Here is a 25,164-nt window from a genome sequence, read left to right on the forward strand (position 1 = left end):
GGTTCATCGAAACGCTCACATCTTCATGTTCTTCATCGGCGGCCCGCCTGGTTGTTGGCGCACGGGCTCCGGGGCCGGCGGCGTGACCTCGTAGGCGACGGTGCCTTGCGGGAATTGGTAGGGGCCGGGATCGCGATAGTCGTCGCGCGCGAGGCCTTCGCGGATCTTCATCACCGTGAACATGCCGCCCATCTCGATCGGGCCGAACTGACCGGTGCCGGTCATCATCGGCAGCGTGTTGTCGGGCGCCGGCATCTCCATGTTGCCCATCGCCATGCCGGTCGAGCCCATCGCCATGCCGTCAGGCGCGAGCTTGCCGACGGCCCTGGCGAGATCCTTGCGCGACACCCCGATCATGTTGCGCATGTCGTGTCCCATCGCATTCATGGTGTGATGCGACTTGTGGCAGTGGAACGCCCAGTCGCCGGGGTTGTCGGCGAGCACGTCGAACACCCTGACAGCGCCGACCGGTACGTCCGTGGTTGTCTCCGGATATTGCGCGCTCTCCGGAATCCAGCCGCCGTCGGTGCAGGTCACTGCAAAGCTGTGGCCGTGCAAATGGATCGGATGGTTGGTCATGCTGAGATTGCCGATGCGCACGCGCACCTTGTCGCCGAGTCTGACCGGCAGCGGATCGATGCCGGGAAACACGCGCGCGTTCCAGGTCCACATGTTGAAGTCGGTCATCTCGTTGACCTGCGGCAGATAGGTGCCGGGATCCACGCGATAGGTGCTCATGACGAAGACGAAGTCGCGGTCCACGGCCCGAAAGTTCGGGTCGCGCGGATGCACGACGACCATGCCCATCATGCCCATCGCCATCTGCACCATCTCGTCGGAATGCGGGTGGTACATGAAGGTCCCGCTCTTCTTCATCTCGAACTCGTAGACGAAGGTTTTTCCCGGCTGGATGTGCGGCTGCGTCAGCCCGCCGACACCGTCCATGCCGCTGGGAATGATCATGCCGTGCCAGTGCACGGTGGTGTATTCGGGCAGTCTGTTGGTGACGAAGATGCGGACCTTGTCGCCCTCCACGGCCTCGATCGTCGGTCCCGGCGACTGGCCGTTATAGCCCCACAAATTCACCTTCATGCCCTCGGCGAATTCGCGCACCACGGGCTCGGCGACGAGATGGAATTCCTTCCAGTCGCCGTTCATCCGGAACGGAAGCGACCAGCCGTTCAGCGTGACCACGGGGCGATAGTCCGGCCCACCGGCGGGATGCAGCGGCGCTTGCATCACCGCCTTGTCCATGTGCGGGGCTTCCGGAATCGAGGCGGCCTGCGTGCGGCCGCTGACGACGGAGGCGCCGGCGAGCGCGGCGCTGCCCAGAAATCCTCGGCGGGAAAACATGTTGGCCTCCATGTCAGTGACCGCCATCGGCAGGCGCTGCCGCGGCGATAGTGGTTGAGCTGTCGCTGTCAGCAGGCGCGCCGCCGCCATTGACGGCGGTCTGCAAGTCGGACTGGGCAAGGAAAAATCTTTGCTTCGCATCGATTGCACCGCGCAGCGACGCAAGTCGCTGCCGCGCCTCGGTGAGCAGCGCGAAGATATCGACCTGCATGCTGGAGAAGCGGAGCTGCATCTCCTCGGTGATGATCTTTCGCAAGGGGATGATCTCGCGCTGATAGTGGCTGGCGATGTCGTAGCCCGAGCGATAGATCCGGTAAGCATCGCGCGCCTCGGAGCGTACGTTCACGGCGCGCTCGGTCAGCCGATTGAAGGCGAAATTGTAGGTCTCCGCCGCCTGCCGCACCCGCACCTCGCCGCCGTCGAAGATCGGGATCTGGAACTGCACGTCGAAGCCGCGCTCGCGGAAAGGCGCGCCTTCCGGATCCCGGGTGCGGCGAGAGATGCCGGCGAGATCGAGCAGCGTCACGAAGCGCGTCGCCTCCGTGAGGTTCAGCGACTTCGCCAGCGCGGTCAGCTCGAGCCGCGCGATCTGAAGGTCGATGCGATGGGCGACCGCGTCGGCTTCAATCGACGGCAAAGCCTGCGGCCGGCGCGGCAGCGGCGGCAGCTGGTTGGGCAGGCGGAAGTCGAGGCCGCCGTCCCACAGTCCCATCAGGCGCGCCAGCTTTTCGCGCGCGCTCGTCGCCGTCTGTCGCGCGGTGGCAAGGTCGGTGGTGGTTTCGGCGTAAAACACCTGTTCACGAGCCTGATCGAGCTTGTTGATCGAGCCGGTTTCGCCGAGCTTGACCGCGAGCTGTGCGGTCGATTCCGCCGTCGCCTTCGCATCCGTCAGCAACGCCACCATCTCGTTGCCGCCCACGGCGCGCCAATAGACGCGGCGGACATCGGCGGCAAGCCGCAAGGTCGCCAGACCCGCGCGCAATTGCGCCTGACGAAAACGGTCGCGGGCGATCTCCGAACGAAACGGCAGCGTGGCGAGCGCGAGGATGTCGCCGACGACCTGACGCTCGATTTCGCTGGCGCCGTTGCCCGAGATCCGCGAGACCGAGAACACGGGATTGGGCGGCAGGCCCTGCTCGACGAGATCGGTCTCGGCCAGCGCCAGCTCGTTATAGGCGGCTTGAAGCCCCTTGTTGTTGAGCAGTGCGATCTGCACGGCGGTCTCGACGCTGAGTGTTCGCGACAGCAGTTGGCGAACGCGCGCGTCGACCGCGCCGGCTCCCTCGGCCGTCCGCACGAAGGCGACGTCCTTGTTGATGGTCTGGCTCGTCAGCTCGGAGACGGCATTCATGCCGCTGTCGGGCGAGAAGGCGGCACAGCCCGACAAGCCGAGCGAGGCAAGAACGAGCAGGCTTGGCGCGAGACGGTGTGTCATGACGCGCTCCTACCGGTCTTGCTTGGGCTGCGGCGCGACGCTCTCGTTACGCTCGCGCCATGGTGCCGGCGTCGCGGGCCGCAGGCTGGTGTACGGCGCAATCGTCGAACGATAGCCGGCGCGCGCGAGCTTGGCCGCGGGATCGGCAGGATCAGCGCCGGCGATTTGTGTCGTTGCCGGCATACAGCCGGACAACGCCAATGCCGTCGCGGCCAGCAGCGGCCAATTGAATCGAAAGTGTCGTCCCCGCGCCGCGGATGCAGCGGCGGACTTCGCCCCGGAAAGCGTAAGCATGAGTCATCCCTGATCTGTCTGGAGACCACAGGTTCGCGCGCGCGGGTGCGCGCTCGGCCTGACGTCGTCGCGCGTCAGATCAGGCGATGGGAGGGCGGTAGAGCAGGGGCGGCGCCGCGCTGTGCAGGCTGGCCACGATCTCGGGCGAGCAGGCGGAAACCGGCTGAAGCGGCTTTGCGACGCTGGGCAGGTCGGCCGCCAGCGCGCTCACACACATCATCGCACAGCACGGTCCCGGCGTACCCTTGCCGTCGTGATGATGAGGGACGGCGGGCGCGTCCTGCGCGGCGGTCTGGTGATGCGCATGCGGCCCGGCGTGGTCATGCGAGGCGCCGTCATGCGTGTGGCCGGCCTGCATCTGATGATGCACCGGCACGAGGTCGGCGAGGAGCGCGTCGTCGAGGCACGGCGCTGGACCGCTACCCCAGGCGAGGCTTGCGGCCGGCGCGAGCACGCAGAACAAATAGGCAAGGGCAATCACACGCCCCACCCTGATCCGCATCGATCGTGTCAATCGCAGCAACATTCCGCCGACATGCCCTTCGCGCGGCGATGTTGCACGCGCTGATTTGCAAAATAATGACAAAACGCGCGTTCGCCAAGCTCCTTCTTACCGCAGTGCACCGTGCATGCCCAATATCGCGCCACAATGGTTGACCCTGTGGCGATCCGCGGGCCATGGTCCCGCCCGTGCACGCGCCAAATCAATCGGGACAAACACCTGAAACATTCACCCCTGATTCGCGTCAGGCCTGGATGCGCCTCGTCATTGCGCTTCTGATCGGTTCGATCGGCGGCGTCGGCATGTGGGCGATCGTGGTGATGATTCCCGCGGTGCAGGCCGAATTCTCGGCGACGCGCGGCGCGGTGTCGCTGGCTTTCACGCTGATGATGTTCGGCTTCGGGCTTGGCGGCGTCATCGCAGGCAGGATCACCGACCGGTTCGGCATCGTGGCGGCGATGGCGATCAGCATTGCCTTCCTCGGCGTCGCCAATGTGCTGGCGGGTCTATCGACCCAACTCTGGCAGTTCGTGGCGGCGTATTTCCTGATCGGGCTCGGCACGTCGGCGACCTTCGCGCCGCTGATGGCGGAGGCCTCCCACTGGTTCGAGCGCTATCGCGGCCTGGCCGTGACCATCGTCGCGAGCGGTAATTATGTCGCCGGCACGATGTGGCCGCCGCTCGTGAGCACGGGCATGCAGACGATCGGCTGGCGTTACACGCACATCGGCATCGGCCTCGTCTGCGTCAGCCTGATGACCATCCTGGTGCTGGTCCTGCGCGCGCAGATGGGCGACGACAAGGTTCACGATCATGCCAATGCAGCGCCGCCGCGGGTCGACCTCAAGCTCTCGACCAATACGCTGACGGTGCTGCTCTCGATCGCCAGCATCTCCTGCTGCGTCGCCATGGCAATGCCGCAGGTGCATATCGTCGCCTATTGCGGCGATCTCGGATATGGCGTGGCGCGTGGCGCCGAGATGTTGTCGCTGATGATGGCCTGCGGCATCGTCAGTCGGATCGGCTCGGGCTACCTCGCCGACAAGATCGGCGGCATCCCGACGCTTCTGATCGGCGCCCTGGCGCAAGGCTTTGCGCTCGTATTCTACCTGTTCTTCGACAGCCTGACCTCGCTCTATTTGATCTCCGCGATGTTCGGCCTGTTCCAGGGCGGCATCGTGCCGAGCTATGCCATCATCGTGCGCGAGGCGATGCCAGCGAGCGAGGCCGCAACCCGCGTCGGCATCGTGATCTTCGCCTCCGTGTTCGGCATGTCGTTCGGCGGCTGGGTCTCGGGCGTCATCTTCGACGCGACAGGTTCCTATGTAGCGGCGTTCGCCAACGGTGTGGCGTGGAACGCGCTCAATATCGGCATCGTGCTGACGTTGCTGATCCGCTCGCGGATGAATGCAGTCAGGACCGGTCCAGGTTTTGCGACCTAGACTGCCTGTCCCGCCTTCAGCAGCGAACAACCCGTGATCTTGTAGCTGCCGTCTGCCTGCTGCTCGAGCGTGTAGAGCGCTTCCCAGGCCTCGCCATTGGCATCGATGATATGGACGTGCTGGGCAATGCGGCTGCCCTCGCTCTTGCTGTCGCCGAATTCAAAGCTCTTGTGCCGATAGACCGGCGGGTAGCCGTTTTGCACCATGGACATGAAGATGTCGGGCGCGGGGAAGATCTCCCGGATCGCCGGTGCGGCGTAGGAATAGGCCACGCGCGCGTCGTCGCGGCCGAATGCCTGCTCCTGGGCGCGGATGATATCCTGTGCCGTCGCGACATCGTCGGCACGCGCCGAGATCGGACCGAAGGCGACACTGAGAAAGACCAGCAAGGCGGCGATGCGCATGACAGGCTCCGCGTTGAAATCCCGGCGGCGCCGACCCTAGCACATCTCGCGGGCTATCGCTTCCGCTTTGCAGCCGGCTTCGCGGGCTTGGCGGCCACGCGGACCCTGGCTTTCACGACAGGCTGCACCCGCAAACCGTCAACGAACACGTCGAGCATCCGCAGCACCGAGGATTGCCAGCCGGGCTGGTCGTGCATGTAGCACATGCCGAAGAACGCGCGCAGCAAGTCCTCGGGGCTGACGTCCGCGCGCATCGCGCCGGCCGCGGCTGCCCGATCGAGCAGCGAGCCGATCGCCTTGCTCAGGCGCTCAAAGGAAAAGGCATGCAACTCCGACCCGCTCTGCACCGCGAGTGCCAAGGCTGCCACCATGCCCTTTTTGGTGGCAACGAATTCGACACCTGAGCGCAGCCAGCGCCGCAGCGCATCCACCGGGTCCTTCGCATTCTTCAACTGCTCGGCGAGTTCGCTGAGCTGCTCGACCTCGCGCCGGTACACCGCCTCGAACAAATCCTCGCGCGTCGGGAAATGCCGATAGAGCGTGCCGATGCCGACGCCGGCGCGTTTTGCCACCGCCTCCAAGCTCGCCTCCGGCCCGCCCGCGTTGAACACGGCTTTCGCCGCCTCGAGCACGCGCTCGCGATTGCGCACGGCATCGGCACGCGGCTTGCGGATCTGATCGGTGTGGTCGTCCATGCCGGCACTGTAGATCACGAATTGGTTAGATTGAACCCTTGTGGGGCTGCATCGCGTTGATGCGCACGGGCTTTTGACGAATTCCAAAATTTTTCGGCGGCCCTTGTTAAGCGGAGGCTGCCTCCGTATCTTCGCTGAAGACGTTGGCTCGGATGATATTCGGGCGGCGCGGAATCGACGGCGGCCACGGCGGTGGCGCGCTGCGCGACGACTCATGTCCATATCTGATCGGAGCCTTATATGAACCACTCCATCAGCCTCACCGTGAACGGTGCGCGGCGCGACTTCGTCCTCGACGATGCGCGCGTCACGTTGCTCGATCTCCTGCGTGAGCGCCTCCACCTGACCGGAACCAAGAAGGGATGCGACCGCGGTCAATGCGGCGCCTGCACCATTCTCGTCGACGGCAAGCGGATCAACTCCTGCCTCGCGCTGGCCATTAGCCATGACGGTGCCGACATTCTCACCATCGAGGGCGTGGCGCGCGGCGACCAGCTTCACCCCGTGCAGGCCGCCTTCATCGCCCATGACGGCTTTCAGTGCGGCTTCTGCACGCCCGGCCAGATCATGAGCGCGATCGGCATGATGAGCGAGGCACAGGCCGGCAACGATCCCGAGCGCATCCGCGAATGCATGAGCGGCAATCTATGCCGCTGCGGCGCCTATGCCGGCATCGTCGATGCCGTGCTCGACGCGCAGGCCGGGATGGACGAATCCAATCAGAGGCGCTCCGCATGAAGCAATTTGATTACGTCAGGCCGGCCACGGTCGCCGAAGCCGTCGCGGCCGCAGCGCAGCCGGGCGCCGTCTATCTCGCCGCCGGCACCAATCTGCTCGATCTGATGAAGGGCGGCGTCAGCCGTCCGGATCGTCTGGTCGACGTCACGCATCTCGACGGGCTCGATCAGATCGAGCGCCTTGCCGACGGTGGTGTGCGTATCGGCGCGCTGGTGAGCAACGCCGATCTTGCGCATGACGCCGACTTCGCCAAGGCCTACCCGGCTGTCGCCGAAGCGCTGCTCTCCGGCGCGTCGGCGCAACTGCGCAACGCCGCGACCGTCGGCGGAAATCTGCTGCAACGGACGCGTTGCGCGTATTTTTACGACACCGCCAGCCGCTGCAACAAGCGCGAGGTCGGCAGCGGTTGCGACGCGCGTGACGGCGAGAACCGCACCCACGCCGTGCTCGGCTGGAGCGAAAACTGCATCGCCACGCATCCATCCGACTTCTGCGTGCCGTTGGTCGCGCTCGACGCCATCGTCGAGATCGAGGGCAGGAGCGGGCGGCGCGAGATCGCGCTCGACGACCTGCATCGCCTGCCCGGCGATACGCCCGAGCGTGAATCGGCGCTCGAACCGGGTGATCTCATCGTCGCGGTGCGCCTGCCGCCCGCTGCGCGCGGCTTTGCGGCTCATGCGCGCTATCTCAAGGTCCGCGATAGAACGTCCTACGCGTTTGCCGTCGTCTCGGCTGCCGCTGCGCTGCGGATCGAGAACGGCAAGATCGCGGAGGCGCGGCTTGCGCTCGGCGGTGTCGCCGCAAAGCCCTGGCGTGCCCGCGCCGCGGAGGACATGCTCAGGAACGTTCCGCCCACGGTGGACGCTTTCCAGGAAGCCGCCTCGCGCGCGCTCGCCGACGCAAAACCGTCCGGCGACAACGCCTTCAAGATCGAGCTCGCGCGCCGCATCGTCGTGCGCGCGCTGAGCCTCGCCGCCGCCGGTACGCCCGTGCGCATCCCCGCGCTGCCGGCCTCTCCCTTTGCCTCGATGTCCGGAGCCATTCATGCCCGAGCTTAATCTCACCAGCGCGCCCGCTCATCTGCGGCACGGCTCGAACATCGGCCAGCCGCTGACCCGCCGCGACGGCGTGCTTAAGGTCAAAGGCCAGGCGACCTACGCCGCCGACAATCATCCGCCCGGTATGCTGTTTGCGGTGATGGCTGTTTCCAGCATCGCGCGCGGTCGCGTGACCTCGCTCGATGTCGCTGCTGCCAAGCGCCACCCCGGCGTCATCGATGTCATGACGCCAGACCACAAGCCTGAGCTCGCGATCGATCCCGAGATCAAGACCAATCCATTCGTATTCCGGATGGAGGTGCTACAGAGCAATGAGGTCCGCTACGCCAACCAGCCGATCGCCGTCGTAATCGCCGAGACGCTGGAGGCGGCGACGGAAGGCGCGGCGCTGCTGGCGCCGCACTACGAGACGCTGCCCGCGCTCATCGGTCTCGACGCGGGTGAGAGCTTCGTGCCGCCGGTCGTAGGCGTCGGCAACCCGACGGAAAATCACCGCGGCGATGTCGAGGCGGAGCTTGCGTCGGCCGAGAAGCGGATCGACGCGGTCTACGAAACGCCGCCGCAATATCACAATGCGATGGAGCCGCATGCGATCGTGGCTGCCTGGAACGGCGACAATCTGCAGATCGACATGCCGACCCAGGGCCTCATGCTGTCGCTGGCGCGCGTTGCCGAATTGTTCGGCATCGCGCACGACAAGATCCATATCCGCAGCCCGTTCCTCGGCGGCGGCTTCGGCTCGAAGGGGCTCATGGCCGGCCCTCCGGTCCTCGGCATCATGGCGGCAAAGCTCGTCGAAACCAGTCAAGCTGGTGCTGCGCCGTGAGCAGATGTACGGCCCGGTCGGCCATCGCGCGCCGACGCGGCAGCGGCTTCGCATCGGCACCGATGGCGAGGGGCGCCTGACCGCGCTCGAGCACCATGCGAGGACCGTGTCGAGCACGTTCGACGATTTCTACGAGCCCGCGGCCGACGCCTCGCACACGCTCTATGCGGCGCCCGCGATCCGCACCTCGCACGACGCCGTGCGCGTCAACACCGGCACGCCGTTGTTCATGCGCGCGCCCGGCGAGGCGACCGGCTCGATCGCGCTGGAGAGCGCGATCGACGAGATGGCCTGGGCCTGCGGCATCGATCCGCTCGCCTTTCGTCTGAAGAACTATGCCGAGGTCGAGCCCATCACCGGCAAGCCGTTCTCGTCCAAGGCGCTGCGCGCCTGCTACGAGCAGGGCGCGGCGCGCTTCGGCTGGGCGAAGCGACCGCTCCAGCCGCGGCAGATGCGCGACGATGCCGGCCTTCTGGTCGGCTGGGGCATGGGCACCGCGACCTTCCCGGCATTGATGTTCCAGGCCGAAGCGCGTGCCGTGCTCCGCCGCGATGGCTCCGGTGCCATGGAGATCGGCGCGCATGACATGGGGCAGGGCGCCTGGACGGCGCTGGCGCAGATCGCGGCCGACGAACTCGGGCTTGATATCGACCGCGTCGAGTTCAAGGCGGGTTCATCCGACCTGCCCGATGCCGGCATCGCCGGCGGTTCGGCACACACGGCAACCGCGGGTGCCGCGATCCACAGCGCAGGCGCGGCCGTGATTGCAAAACTCGCCGATCTCGCCACCAGCGACGAGAAGTCGCCGCTGTTCGGCGCCGGCAATGCCGGCGTGATCGCGCGCGATGGCCGGTTGATCCGGCGCGACGACGAGAGCCGCGGCGAAAGCTATTCCGAGATTCTCGCGCGCGCCGGCGTCGCCGAAATCGAGGCGCGTGGCACCGGTGCGCCGAATCCGGCGGCCATGGAGGAGTATGCGATGCACGCCCATGGCGCGGTGTTCGCGGAGGTGAAGGTCGATCCCGAGCTCGGCCAGGTCCGCGTCACCCGCATGGTCGGCGCCTTCGCCGCGGGGCGGATCGTCAATCCGCGCATGGTGCAGAGCCAGCTGTTCGGTGGCATGATCTGGGGCCTGTCCTTCGCGTTGCACGAGGAAGCCATCACCGACCGCCGCACCGGCCGGATCATGAACGCCAATCTCGGCGAGTACCATATCCCGGTGAATGCCGACGTGCCGCCGCTCGACGTGATCACGGTCGATGAGCAAGACCCGCACGTGAACGCGCTTGGCATCAAGGGTGTCGGCGAGATCGGCATCACCGGCAGTGCAGGGGCAGTCGCCAACGCCATCTGGCATGCGACTGGCGTGCGTGTTCGCCGTTTCCCGATCCGGATCGAGGAGTTGCTGACCTAGGCTTTAAGCAGCGGCGGGCGAGGCCGTCTCGCTCCGCCGCGTGCTAATGCAGCTTCTTGCGAAGAGCCTTGAGCGCTTCTCGCTGCGACTCGATGTAGTTCGCGATGGCCTTGCGCAGCTCCTCCGAATGGAGCCTGTCGCTGTCGCGCTGCACTTCATCGAGCGCAGCCTCTGCATTTGCGAGCGTGATCTTCATAGCGAGCCCTGTTACGAAGCGGCTCCGGAAAGCGGAGGCTGCTTGGCTATGGCTCGGAACATATAGAGGATCAGGCTGCGGAAATTGAGATGGCTCAAGCTCCGTATGATACCGGTGGCTCCGTAGGATTGCGGGCAACTTCAAAACGTCGGCGGTGTGCAGGCCGAGATCACCTCGCACGGCTTGCCGCCGACGCAGCGGAAGCGATGCGGGCGGCGGCTCTCGAAGTAGTAGGCATCGCCCGGATTGAGGATGCGGCGCTCGTCCTCGACCGTGACCTCGAGCTTTCCCGAGATCACGATGCCGCCTTCCTCGCCGTCATGGACGAGGTGAACGCGCCCGGTGTCGCTGCCGGGCTCGTAGCGCTCCTTCAGAATCTGCAAGCTGCGACCGAACAGATTGTCGCCGACTTGCCGATACGAGATCGGCTTCTTGCCGACCTCGGTCAGCTCTTCGCCGCGGTAGAAGATCTTGCGCCGGCTCTCAGGCTCCAGCGCGAAGAATTCGGCGAGCCCCATCGGAATGCCGTCGAGGATGCGCTTGAGCGCCCCCACGGACGGGTTCATCTGGTTGGATTCGATCAGCGAGATCGTCGAATTGGTGACGCCGGCGCGTTTGGCGAGTTCGCGCTGCGACAGCTTCTGGCGCGCCCGGATGAATCGCAGCCGTCCACCGATATCGACGCTCATGTCCCTAACCCGTGTTGCAAGTGTTGCGGATCGCGCAAATATGGACCGGCAGCCTCAGTCAAATCAATGGCTTGCAGCTCATCAGAAAAGGACTTGTTGCGCTTTTCAAGCCGTGCCTCTGCTAGCAGGTCAGCAAAGGAGCGTGGCCCGTGACCCTTCATCAGATTCCGAACACCATCAAGACCGATTCGTTCTGGATGCCGTTCACGGCCAACCGGCAGTTCAAGAAGGCGCCCCGCCTGTTCTCCTCGGCCGAGGGCATGCACTACACCACCGTCGACGGCCGCAAGGTGATCGACGCCTCCGCCGGCCTCTGGTGCGTCAATGCCGGCCACGGCCGCAAGCAGATCGCCGCCGCCGTCGAGCGCCAGCTGATGACGCTGGATTTCGCACCGTCGTTCCAGATGGGCCATCCGCTGGCATTCGACTTCGCCGAGCGTCTGGCCGAGATCGCGCCGAAAAACCTCGATCGCATTTTCTTCACCAATTCCGGCTCCGAGTCGGTCGACACCGCGCTGAAGATCGCGCTCGCCTATCACCGTGCCAACGGCCAGGCCAGCCGCACCCGCCTGATCGGCCGCGAGCGCGGCTATCACGGCGTCGGCTTCGGCGGCACCTCAGTCGGCGGCATGGTCGCCAACCGCCGCGCCTTCGCGACCCTGCTGCCGGGCGTCGACCACATCCGCCACACCCACGATCTCACCCGCAACGCCTTCGCCAAGGATCAGCCCGAGCATGGCGCCGAGCTCGCCGATGATCTCGAGCGGCTGGTGGCCCTGCACGGCGCTGAGACCATTGCTGCCGTCATCGTCGAGCCGGTGCCGGGCTCGACCGCGGTGTTGCCGCCGCCGAAGGGCTATCTCCAGCGCCTGCGCGAGATCTGCGACAAGCACGGCATCCTCCTGATCTTCGACGAGGTCATCACCGGCTTCGGCCGCCTCGGCACGCCGTTCGCCGCCAACTTCTTCGGCGTCACGCCTGATATGATGACGACGGCCAAGGGCATCACCAACGGCACCATTCCGTGCGGCGCCGTGTTCGCGAGCCGCAAGGTGCACGACGGCCTGATGGTCGGCCCGGAGAACGCGATGGAGCTGTTCCACGGCTATACCTATTCGGCGCATCCGGTCGCCTGCGCCGCGGGCATCGCCACGCTCGACATCTACAAGGACGAAGGCCTGCTGACGCGCGGTGCGTCGATCGCCGACTACTGGCGCGACGCGCTGCATTCGCTGAAGGGCCTGCCCAATGTCGTCGACATCCGCAATTGCGGTCTGATGGGCGCGGTCGAGCTGTCGCCGCGTGACGGCACGGTCGGCGTGCGTGGCTACGACGTCATGGTCGATTGCTTCAATCGCGGGCTGTACTTCCGCATGAGCGGCGATAGCTTTGCGCTGTCGCCTCCGCTCATCGTCGAGAAGAGCCACATCGACGATATCGTGTCGATCCTCGGCGACGCGATCAAGCGGGTGGCCTGATAATTGCTCTCGCCGTTGCGGAGTTTCCTCTTGCAGCGGCGAGCGTGATGCCGCGGGAGTTTGACGAAGCGTGAAAGTTCTGATCCTCGGCAGCGGTGTCATCGGTGTCACCTCTGCCTACTACCTCGCGCGTGCCGGCCATGAGGTGACGGTTGTCGACCGTCAGCCCGAACCGGCGCTCGAGACCTCCTTTGCCAACGCCGGCGAAGTGTCGCCCGGCTATTCTTCGCCCTGGGCCGGCCCCGGCGTACCGGTGAAGGCGGTCAAATGGCTGCTGATGAAGCACGGCCCCCTTGTGATCCGGCCGAAGCTCGATCCCGTGATGTGGGTCTGGCTGCTGAAGATGCTGCGCAACTGCACCAGCGAACGCTATGCGATCAACAAGAGCCGGATGATCCCGATCGCGGAGTATAGCCGCGATTGCCTGCGCGATCTGCGCCGCGACATCGGCATCCAGTATGACGAGCGCTCCCAGGGCACGCTGCAGCTGTTCCGCTACCAGGCCCAGCTCGACGGCACCGGTGAGGACATCGCCGTGCTCAAGCAGTACGGCGTGCCCTTCGAGGTGCTGAGCCGTGAGGGCTGCATTGCGGCCGAGCCGGCGCTGGCGGGCGTGAAGGAGAAGTTCGCGGGCGGACTTCGGCTGCCGCAGGACGAGACCGGCGATTGTCACATGTTCACGCAGGCCCTGGCCAAGCATGCCGAAGCGCTCGGCGTGCGCTTTATGTTCAACACCGGCATCGACCGCATCGTCACCGACGGCGCGCGCGTCAGCGGCGTCGTGACCAGCGCCGGAATGTTGCAGGCAGACGCTTACGTTCTCGCGCTCGGAAGCTGGTCGTCGCGGCTGGTCGCGCCGCTCGATATTTCGCTGCCGGTCTATCCGGTGAAGGGCTATTCGATCACGGTGCCGATCAAGGACGCTTCCGGCGCGCCGGAATCGACCGTGATGGACGAGAGCTACAAGGTGGCCATCACCCGTTTGGGAAATCGCATCCGCGTCGGCGGCACCGCCGAAATCTCCGGCTTCTCGAGCCAGCTCTACGACGCGCGCCGCGCCACCCTCGATCACTCGCTGACCGATCTTTTCCCGCGCGGCGGCGATCTCTCCAAGGCGACGTTCTGGAGCGGCCTGCGCCCGATGACCCCGGACGGCCCGCCCGTGATCGGCCCGACGCAATACGCCAACCTTCACCTCAACACCGGCCACGGCACGCTAGGCTGGACCATGTCGTGCGGCTCCGGCCGCGTACTCGCCGACATGCTGTCGGGCAAGAAGCCGGACATTGATGTGAGTGCTCTGACGGTGAACCGGTATAAGTATCGGTTCGGCTAAGACTCTATCCTCCCGTCATTGCGAGGAGCGAAGCGACGAAGCAATCCAGAGTGTCTCCGCGGTGAGAGTCTGGATTGCTTCGCTTCGCTCGCAATGACGGCTGCGCTACCCCGTCCCCGTCACGCAATTCACCCACAGCACCACAGCCTTCGCGTCATTGGCCGGATTGGAAAACCGGTGCGGCCGCCGGCTTGCAAACCGAAAACTGTCGCCCCTCTTCAGCGACCATGTCTCGCTGTCCACCGTCAGCATCATCTCGCCTTCGAGCACGAGGCCGGCTTCCTCGCCGTCATGGGTGTAGAGCTCGTCACCGGTGGAGCCGCCGGGCTCCAGATGCACCAGGAACAGGTTGAGCCGGTTGTCGGCGCTGGCGGGGCTCAACAATTGCTTCGACACGCCGGTGCGCCAGAGCTTCAGCTCGGGCCGCTGAAGCCCGCGCGTGACGACTTGGTCGGATGTGCCGTCGGCGTTTGGGCTCGCGCCGAACAGCGCGGCGATGCCGACGCCGAGCACGTCGGCGAGCGTGGCCAGCACACGTAGCGACGGCGACGACAGGCCGCGCTCGATCTGGCTGAGGAAGCCGATCGACAGATCCGTGCGCGAAGCGACCGTCTCGAGCGAGAATTGCCTGATGCGCCTGAGATCGCGGATACGGCGGCCGACCGCGATGTCCATCGCGGGATCGGCGGCTTTGGCGATAGCCTTGGTTTTGGCGTTGGCGTTCGCCTTAGCCTTTATCTGCACCTTCTTCACCGGCTTTGCGGCGGCCGGTCTGCGCATTCTTTTGCCACCGCTCACGTCAAACCGCTTCCTTCATGTGCATGAAAACCGCTTGCATGACCCGCGAAAGTGTGACCAAATTTTCATGTTGGTGAAAATAGGCCGAAACGGCTCGGCCCGCAATGTCTGCGATCACGACATCTGCGAGCGCCGCCATCGGCCGAGCCCAAAGGGGAATGCGATGGCGTTGAAGCGTTTTGTCCAGGCCGCGGTCGCGGCACTCGCGATTGCCGCAGCAGCGCCGGCTTCGGCGCAGCAGGTGCTGAAGGTTGGTTCGACGCCGACAGGCATTCCCTTCACCTTCCTCGACACCAAGACCAACACCATCCAGGGCATCATGGTCGATCTCATCACCGAGATCGGCAAGGATGCCGGCCTCAACGTGCAGATCGAGCCGATGGCGTTCTCGGCGCTGATCCCGTCGCTGACCTCCAGCAAGATCGACATCATCGCGGCCGCGATGTTCATCACCGCGCCGCGCAAGGAGGTCGTCGACTTCTCCGATCCGATCTACACTTACGGGGAAGGCCTCGTCGTGCCGAAGGGCGATACCAAGGCCTACGCCACGCAGGACGATCTGAAAGGCGAGACGGTCGGCGCCCAGGTCGGCACCGCCTTCGTCGATGCGCTGAAGAAGTCCGGCCTGTTCGCCGACGTCAAGGCCTACGATACCATTCCCGACATCCTGCGCGACGTGAACACCGGCCGCCTCAAGGCCGGTTATGCCGATTATCCGATCCTCGCCTACAATCTGAAGCAGGGCGGCTTCCCCGAGGTGCGGCTCGTCGACAGCTACAAGCCTGCTACTGTCGGCTCGGTCGGCATCGGCGTCCGCAAGGGCGAGAGCGCGCTGCTCGGCAAGATCAACGCCTCGCTCGCCAAGCTCAAGGCCAACGGCACCATCGAGAAGATCCTCGATAAATGGGGCCTGAAGGCCCAGGGTTGATCGCGAGAGGTCAATCGATGAAGGCTGATCGATGAAAGGCTTCTGGCACGACGCGGCGGAATTCTTCCCGATCCTGATGAGCGGCGTCGTGCTGACGATCGTCGTCACCATCGGCTCGCTGCTGCTGTCGACGGTGCTTGGCCTCGTCTGGGCGATGATGCGGGTCTCCGGCATCCGCGTCCTGTCGCTGCTCAGCGCCAGCCTGATCAATGTGATCCGCGGCATTCCGATCATCGTGCTGTTGTTCTACCTCTACTTCGTGATGCCGGATCTCGGCGTCACGCTGTCCGCGTTGCAGGCTGCGATCCTTGGGCTCGGCATCGCCTACTCGGCCTATCAGGCGGAAAATTTCCGCGCCGGCATCGAGGCCATCGACAAGGGGCAGATCGAGGCGGCGCAATCGATCGGCATGGGCTGGTGGCTGACCATGCGCCGCGTCGTGCTGCCGCAGGCGGTGCGAATCGTGTTGCCGCCTTACGGCAACGTCATGATCATGATGCTGAAGGATTCCTCGCAGGCCTCGACCATCACGGTCGCCGAGCTCGCGCTGCAAGGCAAGCTGATCGCGTCCTCGACCTTCAAGAACACCAACGTGTTCACGATGGTTGCGCTGATGTATCTCACCATGAGCATTCCGCTGATCCTGCTGGTCCGTCACTTCGAGAAGCGGGCCGGCAAGAAATGATCGAGCTGACCGACGTCCACAAGAGCTTTGGCGAAAACGAGGTGCTCAAGGGCATCACGGCCTCCGTGCAGAAGGGCGAGGTGGTCTGCATCGTCGGCCCCTCCGGCTCCGGCAAGTCCACCATCTTGCGCTGTATCAACGGTCTCGAAAGCTACGACCGCGGCGAGATCAGCGTCGAGGGATTGAAGGTCGACCGCGACGCGCCGTCGATCGTGCAAGTCCGCACCCAGGTCTCGATGGTGTTCCAGCGCTTCAATTTGTTTCCGCACCGAACGGTGCTGGAGAACGTGGTCGAAGGTCCGCTCTATGTGAAGAAGGAGCCGCGCGCTGCCGCATTCGAGCGTGGCCGCGCGCTGCTCGCCCAGGTGGGCCTTGCCGAGAAAGCCAACGAACATCCGCCGCAGCTCTCCGGCGGCCAGCAGCAACGCGTCGCGATCGCGCGGGCGCTGGCGATGCAGCCCAAGGCCATCCTGTTCGACGAACCGACCTCGGCGCTCGATCCTGAACTGGTCGGCGACGTTCTCGGCGTGATGCGCAAGCTTGCTGACGACGGCATGACCATGGTCGTCGTTACGCACGAGATGGGCTTTGCCCGCGACGTCGCCGACCGCGTGCTGTTCATCGACGGCGGTGTCATCGTCGAGCAGGGACCGGCGAAATCGGTGCTCAATCAACCGCAGCATGCGCGGACGCAGGATTTTTTGCGCCGCGTGCTGCATCCGCTCTGACCGGTCCTTGCCATGACCACGCGCCTGCCTCTGCCGCCGTCCCTCTATGCCGACACCGCCGTCGCGCCGGTGGCCACGCCGCCGCTCGAAATCGACAAGACGGTCTCGGTCGCCATCGTCGGCGGCGGCTACACCGGTCTGTCCACGGCGTTGCATCTGGCCGAGCAGGGCGTGGAGGCACTGGTGCTGGAGGCGCAGGAGCCGGGCTGGGGCGCATCCGGCAATAATGGCGGCCACACCAATCCGGGACTGAAGCACGACCCCGATCAGATCGAAGCCGATTTTGGCACTGAGCTCGGCCGCCGCATGATCGACTTCTCCTACGGCACGACGAACTTCACCCACGATTTGATCCGCCGCTACCAGATCCCGTGCGAGGCGCGGCAGAACGGCACGCTGCGCGCGGCCTATAACCAGGCCAGCGCCGCCGCGATCGAGACAACCGCGCGGCAATGCACTGCCCGCGGCATGCCGGTGTCGTACCTGAACCGCGAGCAGCTGCGCGCGATGACCGGCACCGATCGCTACGTCGGCGCCATGCTGGATACCCGCGGCGGCGATCTGCATCCGCTCAGTTATGCCCGCGGTCTCGCGCGCGCCGCGATCTCCGCGGGCGCAAAGGTGCACGGCGAGACACCGGCGCTGTCGCTACGCCGCGAGGGCAGCCGCTGGCGCATCGGGACGCCGCGCGCGGTGGTGCATGCCGACAAGGTGCTGCTCGCGACCAACGGTTTTACGGACGATCTCTGGCCGGCGCTTCGCCGAACCATCGTGCCGGTGTTCTCCTCGATCGCGGCCACCGCGCCGTTGTCCGACGATGTGGCCCGTTCGATCATGCCAACGCGTCCCGTCCTTTACGAGAGCGGCCACATCACCGTCTATTACCGCGTCGATCAGCAGAACCGCCTCTTGATGGGTGGTCGTGGTCCGATGCGCTGGATCAATTCGCCGCGCGACGTCGCCTATCTCATGCGATACGCCGAGCGGCTATGGCCGCAACTCGAGGGCGTCGCCTGGACCCATGGCTGGAACAGCCGGCTCGCCATCACCGCGGATCATTACCCGCATGTGCACGAGCCCGCGGACAACATCCTGATCTCGCTCGGCTGCAACGGCCGCGGCGTCGCGCTCTCGACCGCGATGGGCGCACAGCTCGCACGACGTCTGATCGGAGGCGCCAAGGCCGAGCTCGACATGCCCGTCACCGGCATCAAGCCGATCCCGATGCACGCATTCTGGCCGGTGGGCGTGACGACGGCAGTGATCGCAGGCCGGGTGCGCGACCGGCTCGGGATCTAACGGCGCGATTAGATTTACTGTTGCCGCAGCACAGGTGCGCTCCCTCTCCCGCTTGCGGGAGAGGGCTGGGGAGAGGGTGTTTCCATACAGGGAATCCCCAAGAGGAGAGAGCCCTCACCCGCCGCGCTCGGGACGATGCTTTGCATCGCCCGGCGCGCGTCGACCTCTCCCGCAAGCGGAAGAGGTGCAGCGGTGCTCGCGGCTCAATCGGTTTTCGTTAAGCCTTAGGCTTCCGCCACCGCATCGGCCCAAGGATGAAAAATCTCAACCGCGCCGGAATTCGTGTCGCCCTGGCGCATCACTACGCTCGGGAAGGCGAACTTCATCGGCACGGCCTGTACCTGCGTCTCCTCATAGTCGAAGCGCGCGGCGAGTGCCTTGCGGACTTCCGCTGGCAACCTGGTATCGCCGATCACGATCGCGCCTTCGCTGGCATCGATGCGCGGCTGGTGGATCGCGGCATCGAGATCCATGCCAAAATCCATCGCAAACGACACGATCTGCATCACCGACGGCAGGATGCGGCGACCGCCGGAGGCGCCGACCGCGAGCCGCTTGCCGTCCGCGGTCTCGGCGATGACAGGCGTGTAGTTGGTGAGACAGCGCTTGCCTGGGGCGAGCGAGTTGGTGGTGCCCGGCGTCGGGTCGAACCACATGATGCCGTTGTTCATGGCGATGCCGGTGTGCGGCGTGACGTATTTCGAGCCGAAGGATGACAGCAACGTCTGCGTCACCGCCGCGATGTTGCCGTGGCGGTCGACCACAGAGAAGTGCGTGGTGCAGGCGGGCGCCAGATAGTCCGCGCCGAGCGAGCGCTTGCCGTCGGCATCGCCCATATCCTTGAGCCGCTCGCGATAAGCCGATTGCAGGGCGAGCGCATATTCGACATAGCCGGCCGCGTCGGGCGCGCTTCCCGGATTCAGGTTCTGCTGCAACAGGCGCAGCGCATGCGCCATTGTCGGCCCGGCTGTGAGCTCCGGCGTCGCAAACACCTTGCCGCCGCGATAGGGGATCGCCAGCGGCTCGCGCAGATGAGCTCGGAACGCGGCGAGGTCCTCCACCGACAGCGCGCCGCCGTCGGCCTTGATGTCGGATGCGATGCTCCTGGCGAGATCGCCCTGGTAGAAATCGCGCGGACCGGCGTCGGCAAGGTGCGACAGCGTCGCCTTCAGCGTGTCCAGCGGCAGTCGCGTCTCGGACTTGATGCCCCATGGCGCGCTTGGCGGCAGGCCGTCCTTCAGGAACGTTGTCGCGCTCGCGGGATAGCGCCGAAGATCGGCCGCCGATGCCGCGATCGTCAGCGTGGTCCACCAGTCAACCAGCAGGCCTTCGCCGGCGAGGACCGCTGCCGGCGCGACCAGATCCTTCCACGGCAACTTCGCGTGACGGCGATGCGCCTCCTCCATGCCGGCGACGACGCCGGGCACGGCGATCGCGGCGGGGCCGTGGATGTTGCGGTCGTCCTTCACCCGCTGCCAGGGGAACAGATCGGAAGCCGCGCCTTCGCCGCTGAGCGGATAGTCGGCGGCGCGCAGGCTTTGCGGCGCGCACATGCCGTAGTCGATCACTTCGTAGCGATTTTCCGCGGCACGGTAGAGCACCATCGCGCCGCCGCCGCCCATGCCGCTGTTCCAGGGCTCCAGCACGTTGAGCGCGAAGGTGGTGGCGACGATCGCATCCACGCAGTCGCCGCCCGCCGCCAGCACTTGCGCCCCCACTTCGGCCGCCCGCCGCGACTGCGCGGCGACGATGCCGCCTTTGGTTGTGATGGCGGGCTTGCGGACGGTTTGGGCGTGGCTGAACTGGTGCGGCATGATGATGTCTGTGTGCTGTCTTCGGTTTGGCTTCGTTGCGCTGAGCTCCGCAATCGGCGGAGTGCGCGGACAATGGCACATCGTCCCCACCGAGAATATCGAAAGGGAGGCGCGACATGGCTGGTGTGAAGCAGGCGGGGGAGGCGCCAACGCGTGAATGCCCGGGGCATAGGCGAGCGGAAGCGACGCCGTCCTTCGGACGGCTATGCCCGGGCATCACGAGTCGAGAGACCGATCAGTGGGAAGCGGAAGCCGCAGAGCTCAGCGCGCGCGATCCAGCCGGCTGGCCTGATACTTGGCGTGCCATTTCGGGCCAGGCCCGCGCATGTAGTGGAGCTCGGGCCGGTAGGGATTGCCCGCGATCCGGATCAGCGTCTGCCATTTGCCGGCGACGAAGCTCAGGGGCTGGCGGAGCAGGGTCAGTGACGCGAGCAACATGGCATCACCTCAGTGCGGCTTGCCGAGCATGGCAGTGAAGGGGAGGTCGAAGATCTCCTCGCCGTCGGAGCCGCTGACATGGATCACCCAGTCGCGCCAATCCTCAGCGCCGGGCGTCAGGATCATCGCGTTCATGATCTGGGCGGCACGGTCGCGCGCCTCGGTCAGGTTGGTCACGGCTGTGCCGCTGCGATCGATCAGCGTGCCCTCGGTATTGGAGCAGTGAAAATAGACCTGGACCATATGCGTCTCCTATTGGGAGCGATTGGGACGGCAAACCGATACCATTCCAAGCCTTCGCGAAACATTCGGGTCGAGCCCGGTAAGGGAATCTACGGAGATTGGTCGGCGCCAAGCCCCCTGCTGGTTTGATCACAAGGGGGTGTTGATCAACTGGACGGCGTTCCCGCGGCATGGAACAACCCTGGACGGAAAGTCCGGGAGGCGCCGTGAACCACCTCACATTTTGGCGTGAAAGCCGAAGCCTGCGCGCATGCGCGGGCGCCTTGGTGGTGCTCCTGACCCTCACCTCGGTAGGCTCATCAGAACCGGTCCGCAAGAGCGGCTATGCGATCGGCACGGAGACCTGCGGCAGTGCCGATCTGGCTTTTCCCAGAATCCAGATCGACATGAAGGCCGGATTTTGCGCCGGCCTCGTCGCCAGCGAGGAGGATCGGCTGAAATTCCCGCGGGCGATCATCCAGGTGCCCGGTCGTGACCTGTTCGTGGTCGCCGACATGGCGGGCTGGGGCCATACCGATGGCCGACTGCTGTTGCTCGACCCGCGCGCGCCCCAGGGACGGCGGTTCAAGGAGCTGCTCACTGCAATCGAATATCCGTTTGGCCTCGTGATCGGTCCGGACAAGAAGCTCTATGCCTCGAGCGCGGAGACGATCTTCCGGTTCGATCCGCTCGCCGACAATCCGCGCGACATGGTCGAGACCATCGTCCGTCAGATGCCGGGCCGCCGGATCACATTGCCCGACGGCACCAGGGTCGACGAGAGCGCGCACCCGCTCAAGCAGTTTGTGTTCGACAGGAACGGCCGGCTGTTCGTCAACATCGGCTCGCACAGCGACGACTGCATCACGCCGGCGCCGATCACGCGACCTTGCGCGGCGGCCGAGGGTGCTTCCGCGATGGCGTCGATCTGGCTGTTCACGCCGCCCCCGGGCGGTATCTTCCCGGCGTTGAAGCCTGGCGAACCCGACCCGCCGCACGGCGTCTATGCGCGCGGCCTGCGCAACTCGATGGCGCTGGCGCTGCACCCGAACTTTCCCGATGCGGGCTATGCCTTCCTGCAAGGCGAGAACGGCCGCGACCTGCCTGACATTTTCAAGCCGAACGAGGAGATCAACGCCATCGAGCAGGGCAGGCATTACGGTTGGCCTTATTGCTACGATTTGTCGACGCCGAGTCCCGAATTCAGGATCGTATTGCAGTCGGGGATCTACAAATCGCTGTGCACCGCCAACGCTCTCTACAAGGCGCCGTTCTCGCTGCTGCCGCCGCACGGCGCGCCGCTCGCGATGCTCTATTATCACGGCGCGAAATTTCCGGAGCTCGAGGGCAAGCTGCTGGTCGGCCTGCATGGCTATCGCCCGACCGGCAGCCGCGTCATCGTCTATGACGTCGACGACCACGGCTTCCCGAAGCCCGCCCCGGCGCCGGTGTCTTATCATGTCAGCTGCGCGGCCGATCCGACCCACAGCTTTCAGACCGAGGGTGGCGACGTCGCGGCCGCGCCGTTCGAGGAGCTGGTCGCAGGCTGGCACCGCGTCAACGGCGCGCGGCCGCAAGGTGCGCCCGTCGGCATGACGGTCGCGGAGGACGGCGCAATCTGGTTGGTCGAGGACAAGAACCAGACCGTGATCCGGATCGACCGCGCCGCGGGCGATGCGCCGCCGCCGTTGCCCTGCGACATGCGTAGCCAGGCGCTGATCAATCAACTGGCTGTCTTCGTGGCCAGAGATGCGCAGAACAGCGTCCGGCTCACCAATTTGCGCAAAGGCCTCGTCGAAAAGCACTGCGTCGGCTGTCACTCGGACTTCGGCCTGAAGCCGGGCCTATCTGACGCTCAGAAGGACGCGACGGTGCTTCGCTTCATGCTGTCGCAGGATGGCTGGATCTATCCTGGTGATCCCGACTCCGGAAAGTTGCGCACGCGGCTTCGTGGGTTAGGCGCGGAGAAGCTGATGCCGCCGGGTGGCGAAGGCCTGCCGAAGGCCGAGCCTGGTTACACGCGCCTGCTCGACACGGCGGATCTGCTGGTGTCAAAAATGGTCCCAGGCATCCGGATGCGGATCAAGTCCGGCCCGCCGCAGCGCAAGTTCTTTGGGAAAACCAACAGGGAATGCGGCGAAATACCGGCTGCCAAGGTCGTCGTCGTGACACAAAGGAACGCTGTAGACAAACCCGGCTTCAGCCGCTTCTTCCGGCCGGCCGATCCCTACCTGAATGGCGAGTGCAGCGACGGCGATGGCTATTACATCCGGCAGGAATTTCTGGTGCCTGTGCAGTAGCGTTGTTCTCGTCCTTGCGACGGCACAGGCACGAGCAGAAACAAAACTGTTCGAAAGCGTGCAGGTGACGCCATCAGGCGAATACACCTTCGGCATCGAAGGGCCGGCCGCCGATCTCGACGGCAATCTCTTCGTCGTCAATTTCGGCAAGCCCGGCACCATCGGCAAGCTGCCTGTCGGCGGCGCGGCGTCCGAGCCCTTCACGGCGCTGCCCGAGGGCAGCGTCGGCAATGCCATCCGCTTCGCCCGCGACGGCACCATGTTCATTGCCGACTACAAGAAGCACAACATCTTCGCGATCCCGAAGGGATCGACCGAGCCCGCCATCTGGTTTCACTCCGACGAGATGAACCAGCCCAACGACATCACCATCGCCCGCGACGGCACGATCTACGCGAGTGATCCGAACTGGAAAGGTCGCGAAGGCCATATCTGGCGCATCGCGAAGGCAGCCGACGGAACGGTGCAGGGACAGCTCATGTCGGCGCCGCGCGCGATGGGCACCACCAACGGCATCGATCTCAGCCCCGATGACAAGACGCTCTATGTCGGGGAATCCAGCAGCGGCCAGATCTGGTCCTACACGATCGGCGGCAACGAGCTCACCAGTCCAAAACTCGTCAAGGCGTTTCAGCCCGACAGCGTCGATGGCCTGCGCACCGACATGGCTGGCCGCCTCTATGTCGCGCGCATCCTCAAGGGCACCATCACGTTGATGAAGGCCAATGGCGCGGTCGAGCGGGAGATCGCGCTGAGGGCCAAGGAGCCGACCAACCTCGCTTTCGGCGGCCACGACGGCAAGACGATCTTCGTCACCCAGCGTCAGGGCGGCTTCGTCGAGTCCTTTCGCACCGACCAGCAGGGCCGCGAGCACTGCCTCCAGCGCGGGCGTTGCTGAGCTTCACGAGCGATCTGCTTCAGGCGCAGGGCGGTGCGAAAGGGACGGCATTCTTCTTGCTTGCATCTCGCCGCCGCGGGGATTTAGACATCTGTGGCACCCTCAAAGCGACCACGGAGTGTTCGAGTGAAAGCCGTCCATACCGAGCTGCATCGCAGCCACGATCCGCAATTCTTCCTGGTTCGCGGTGTCGTCAAGCGTACCACCGAGCAGCCCGAACGTGCCGACCGCCTGCTCAAAGGCCTCAAGGACGGCAAGCACCAACTGGTCGAACCAACCACATTCGGGCAGGGGCCGCGTGCGCGCATCCACAGTCCGGAATATCTGTCGTTCCTGAGCGAGGCCTGGGACGCCTGGACCGCGCTCGGCGATTCCGGTCCGGAGATGATCGGCAATATCCATCCGGTGCGCCATGCCGCGACTTATCCCACCCATATCACCGGCAAGCTCGGCTGGCACACCGCCGACACCGCGGCGCCGATCGGCCCGGGCACCTGGGCTGCGGCCTGCGCCGCGACCGACGTCGCGGTCACCGCGGCACAGATGGTGATGGACGGCGAGGACGCGACCTATGCGCTCTGCCGTCCGCCCGGTCATCACGCCTATCGCGACATGGCCGGCGGCTTCTGCTTCCTCAACAACAGCGCGATCGCGGCGGCGCATCTGCGGCAGAGGCACGAGCGCATCGTGATCCTCGACGTCGACGTCCATCACGGCAACGGCACGCAAGGAATCTTTTACGCGCGGCCGGACGTCTACACGGTCTCGATCCATGCCGATCCCGTCGCGTATTATCCTTACGTGTGGGGCTACGCACATGAGCGCGGTGAAGGTCCCGGCCTCGGCACAAATCTCAACATTCCCCTGGCGATCGGCACCGGAGATGACGGCTACATCCAGGCGATGGACGTCGCACGCAAGGCGATCGAGTCCTTTGCGCCTGGCGCCCTCGTCATCGCGCTCGGCCTCGACGCCTCCGAGCACGATCCGCTGAAGGGTCTCGCCGTCACCACGCGCGGCTTCCGCCGCATCGGCCAGGCCATCGCGAAGTTGGGCCTGCCGACCGTGTTCGTGCAGGAGGGCGGCTATCTCTCGGATATCCTCGGCGCGAACCTGACTTCCGTGCTGGCCGGATTCGAAGAGGCGCGGTGAAGTTTACCTCTCCCCGCTTGCGGGGAGAGGTCGGAATTTTCG

25 protein-coding genes and 1 pseudogene are annotated in these 25,164 nt (G+C 65.3%); 13 read left to right on the forward strand and 13 right to left on the reverse strand.

Annotated features, from left to right (window positions below; translation table 11 throughout):
- Positions 1–15 precede the first annotated feature (15 nt).
- From AC0L30_RS26690 to AC0L30_RS26705, 4 genes are all read right to left on the reverse strand, one after another.
- The gene (locus AC0L30_RS26690; protein ID WP_473405590.1) at positions 16–1,353 is read right to left on the reverse strand and encodes a copper oxidase; all 1,338 of its coding nucleotides are present in this window, start codon (positions 1,351–1,353) and stop codon (positions 16–18) included.
- Positions 1,354–1,366: 13 nt separating this feature from the next.
- Positions 1,367–2,788 carry a TolC family protein gene (locus tag AC0L30_RS26695; RefSeq protein ID WP_473405591.1) on the reverse strand — a complete coding sequence of 474 codons (1,422 nt, stop codon included), beginning with the start codon at positions 2,786–2,788 and terminating at the stop codon, positions 1,367–1,369.
- Positions 2,789–2,797: 9 nt separating this feature from the next.
- A complete protein-coding gene (locus tag AC0L30_RS26700) occupies positions 2,798–3,082 on the reverse strand; it encodes a hypothetical protein (RefSeq protein ID WP_473405592.1) in 285 nt (94 codons plus the stop codon).
- A gap of 79 nt (positions 3,083–3,161) precedes the next feature.
- Positions 3,162–3,608 carry a hypothetical protein gene (locus AC0L30_RS26705; RefSeq protein WP_354168981.1) on the reverse strand — a complete coding sequence of 149 codons (447 nt, stop codon included), beginning with the start codon at positions 3,606–3,608 and terminating at the stop codon, positions 3,162–3,164.
- 152 nt (positions 3,609–3,760) lie between these two features.
- Between AC0L30_RS26705 and AC0L30_RS26710 the strand changes: the two genes are divergently transcribed.
- Positions 3,761–5,026, forward strand: coding sequence for an MFS transporter (locus tag AC0L30_RS26710; RefSeq protein WP_473405593.1), 1,266 nt, complete (start codon positions 3,761–3,763; stop codon positions 5,024–5,026).
- Here AC0L30_RS26710 and AC0L30_RS26715 read toward each other — a convergent pair.
- Positions 5,023–5,430: a DUF4864 domain-containing protein gene (locus tag AC0L30_RS26715; RefSeq protein WP_063993780.1), complete on the reverse strand. Its 408-nt coding sequence runs from the start codon at positions 5,428–5,430 to the stop codon at positions 5,023–5,025. The two genes, AC0L30_RS26710 and AC0L30_RS26715, sit on opposite strands and share 4 nt — an antisense overlap.
- A 53-nt stretch (positions 5,431–5,483) precedes the next feature.
- Positions 5,484–6,125, reverse strand: coding sequence for a TetR/AcrR family transcriptional regulator (locus tag AC0L30_RS26720; RefSeq protein WP_473405636.1), 642 nt, complete (start codon positions 6,123–6,125; stop codon positions 5,484–5,486).
- Between the two features lie 240 nt (positions 6,126–6,365).
- On the opposite strand from AC0L30_RS26720, the gene AC0L30_RS26725 reads away from it, so the two are divergent.
- From AC0L30_RS26725 to AC0L30_RS26735, 3 genes and pseudogenes are all read left to right on the forward strand, one after another.
- Positions 6,366–6,863, forward strand: a complete 498-nt coding sequence (locus tag AC0L30_RS26725) for a (2Fe-2S)-binding protein (RefSeq protein WP_007600564.1) — start codon at positions 6,366–6,368, stop codon at positions 6,861–6,863.
- Positions 6,860–7,921 carry an FAD binding domain-containing protein gene (locus AC0L30_RS26730; RefSeq protein WP_354201018.1) on the forward strand — a complete coding sequence of 354 codons (1,062 nt, stop codon included), beginning with the start codon at positions 6,860–6,862 and terminating at the stop codon, positions 7,919–7,921. The genes AC0L30_RS26725 and AC0L30_RS26730 overlap by 4 nt, the downstream gene beginning before the upstream one ends.
- A pseudogene (locus AC0L30_RS26735) lies at positions 7,908–10,161 on the forward strand (xanthine dehydrogenase family protein molybdopterin-binding subunit). The gene AC0L30_RS26730 and the pseudogene AC0L30_RS26735 overlap by 14 nt, the downstream one beginning before the upstream one ends.
- A 43-nt stretch (positions 10,162–10,204) precedes the next feature.
- Here the strand turns inward: AC0L30_RS26735 and AC0L30_RS26740 are convergent.
- Both AC0L30_RS26740 and AC0L30_RS26745 read right to left on the reverse strand, forming a co-directional pair.
- A complete protein-coding gene (locus AC0L30_RS26740) occupies positions 10,205–10,357 on the reverse strand; it encodes a hypothetical protein (protein WP_473405594.1) in 153 nt (50 codons plus the stop codon).
- A 140-nt stretch (positions 10,358–10,497) separates the two neighbouring features.
- Complete coding sequence (locus AC0L30_RS26745; RefSeq protein ID WP_007606338.1) at positions 10,498–11,046, reverse strand: cupin domain-containing protein; 549 nt, start codon at positions 11,044–11,046, stop codon at positions 10,498–10,500.
- 149 nt (positions 11,047–11,195) lie between these two features.
- Between AC0L30_RS26745 and aptA the strand changes: the two genes are divergently transcribed.
- A complete protein-coding gene (gene aptA, locus AC0L30_RS26750; RefSeq protein WP_473405595.1) occupies positions 11,196–12,524 on the forward strand; it encodes an omega-aminotransferase AptA in 1,329 nt (442 codons plus the stop codon).
- 70 nt (positions 12,525–12,594) lie between these two features.
- Positions 12,595–13,860 carry a D-amino acid dehydrogenase gene (locus AC0L30_RS26755; RefSeq protein WP_219685342.1) on the forward strand — a complete coding sequence of 422 codons (1,266 nt, stop codon included), beginning with the start codon at positions 12,595–12,597 and terminating at the stop codon, positions 13,858–13,860.
- Positions 13,861–13,965: 105 nt separating this feature from the next.
- Here the strand turns inward: AC0L30_RS26755 and AC0L30_RS26760 are convergent, their stop codons facing one another.
- Both AC0L30_RS26760 and AC0L30_RS26765 read right to left on the reverse strand, forming a co-directional pair.
- Complete coding sequence (locus AC0L30_RS26760; protein WP_473405596.1) at positions 13,966–14,640, reverse strand: helix-turn-helix domain-containing protein; 675 nt, start codon at positions 14,638–14,640, stop codon at positions 13,966–13,968.
- Positions 14,641–14,659: 19 nt separating this feature from the next.
- The gene (locus tag AC0L30_RS26765) at positions 14,660–14,797 is read right to left on the reverse strand and encodes a hypothetical protein (RefSeq protein ID WP_354201023.1); all 138 of its coding nucleotides are present in this window, start codon (positions 14,795–14,797) and stop codon (positions 14,660–14,662) included.
- A 24-nt stretch (positions 14,798–14,821) separates the two neighbouring features.
- Between AC0L30_RS26765 and AC0L30_RS26770 the strand changes: the two genes are divergently transcribed.
- The 4 genes from AC0L30_RS26770 to AC0L30_RS26785 are packed head-to-tail and all read left to right on the forward strand — an operon-like array spanning position 14,822 to position 18,298.
- Complete coding sequence (locus tag AC0L30_RS26770) at positions 14,822–15,586, forward strand: ABC transporter substrate-binding protein (protein ID WP_007600582.1); 765 nt, start codon at positions 14,822–14,824, stop codon at positions 15,584–15,586.
- 31 nt (positions 15,587–15,617) lie between these two features.
- Positions 15,618–16,271 (forward strand): amino acid ABC transporter permease, encoded by a 654-nt coding sequence (locus tag AC0L30_RS26775; RefSeq protein WP_007600584.1) that lies wholly within the window; start codon positions 15,618–15,620, stop codon positions 16,269–16,271.
- Positions 16,268–16,999 (forward strand): amino acid ABC transporter ATP-binding protein, encoded by a 732-nt coding sequence (locus AC0L30_RS26780; protein ID WP_027568180.1) that lies wholly within the window; start codon positions 16,268–16,270, stop codon positions 16,997–16,999. Before AC0L30_RS26775 ends, AC0L30_RS26780 begins: the two co-directional genes overlap by 4 nt.
- A gap of 12 nt (positions 17,000–17,011) precedes the next feature.
- A complete protein-coding gene (locus AC0L30_RS26785) occupies positions 17,012–18,298 on the forward strand; it encodes an NAD(P)/FAD-dependent oxidoreductase (RefSeq protein WP_473405597.1) in 1,287 nt (428 codons plus the stop codon).
- 224 nt (positions 18,299–18,522) lie between these two features.
- On the opposite strand, the gene AC0L30_RS26790 is transcribed toward AC0L30_RS26785, so the two are convergent.
- The 3 genes from AC0L30_RS26790 to AC0L30_RS26800 all read right to left on the reverse strand — a co-directional run bounded on the left by AC0L30_RS26790 (position 18,523) and on the right by AC0L30_RS26800 (position 20,793).
- Positions 18,523–20,112: a gamma-glutamyltransferase family protein gene (locus AC0L30_RS26790; RefSeq protein ID WP_473405598.1), complete on the reverse strand. Its 1,590-nt coding sequence runs from the start codon at positions 20,110–20,112 to the stop codon at positions 18,523–18,525.
- Positions 20,113–20,373: 261 nt separating this feature from the next.
- On the reverse strand, positions 20,374–20,550 hold the full coding sequence (locus tag AC0L30_RS26795; protein ID WP_219685338.1) for a hypothetical protein: 177 nt from the start codon (positions 20,548–20,550) through the stop codon (positions 20,374–20,376).
- A 9-nt stretch (positions 20,551–20,559) separates the two neighbouring features.
- Positions 20,560–20,793 carry a DUF6894 family protein gene (locus tag AC0L30_RS26800; RefSeq protein WP_007600593.1) on the reverse strand — a complete coding sequence of 78 codons (234 nt, stop codon included), beginning with the start codon at positions 20,791–20,793 and terminating at the stop codon, positions 20,560–20,562.
- A 206-nt stretch (positions 20,794–20,999) separates the two neighbouring features.
- Between AC0L30_RS26800 and AC0L30_RS26805 the strand changes: the two genes are divergently transcribed.
- The 3 genes from AC0L30_RS26805 to AC0L30_RS26815 all read left to right on the forward strand — a co-directional run bounded on the left by AC0L30_RS26805 (position 21,000) and on the right by AC0L30_RS26815 (position 25,122).
- The gene (locus tag AC0L30_RS26805) at positions 21,000–23,072 is read left to right on the forward strand and encodes a PQQ-dependent sugar dehydrogenase (RefSeq protein ID WP_473405599.1); all 2,073 of its coding nucleotides are present in this window, start codon (positions 21,000–21,002) and stop codon (positions 23,070–23,072) included.
- Complete coding sequence (locus AC0L30_RS26810) at positions 23,029–23,970, forward strand: SMP-30/gluconolactonase/LRE family protein (RefSeq protein ID WP_007600595.1); 942 nt, start codon at positions 23,029–23,031, stop codon at positions 23,968–23,970. Before AC0L30_RS26805 ends, AC0L30_RS26810 begins: the two co-directional genes overlap by 44 nt.
- Positions 23,971–24,096: 126 nt before the next feature.
- Entirely contained in the window at positions 24,097–25,122 is a 1,026-nt protein-coding gene (locus tag AC0L30_RS26815; RefSeq protein ID WP_473405600.1) for a histone deacetylase family protein, read from the forward strand.
- Positions 25,123–25,164: the final 42 nt, after the last annotated feature.

It is taken from the genome of Bradyrhizobium sp. MI1.11 (genome assembly GCF_055811255.1).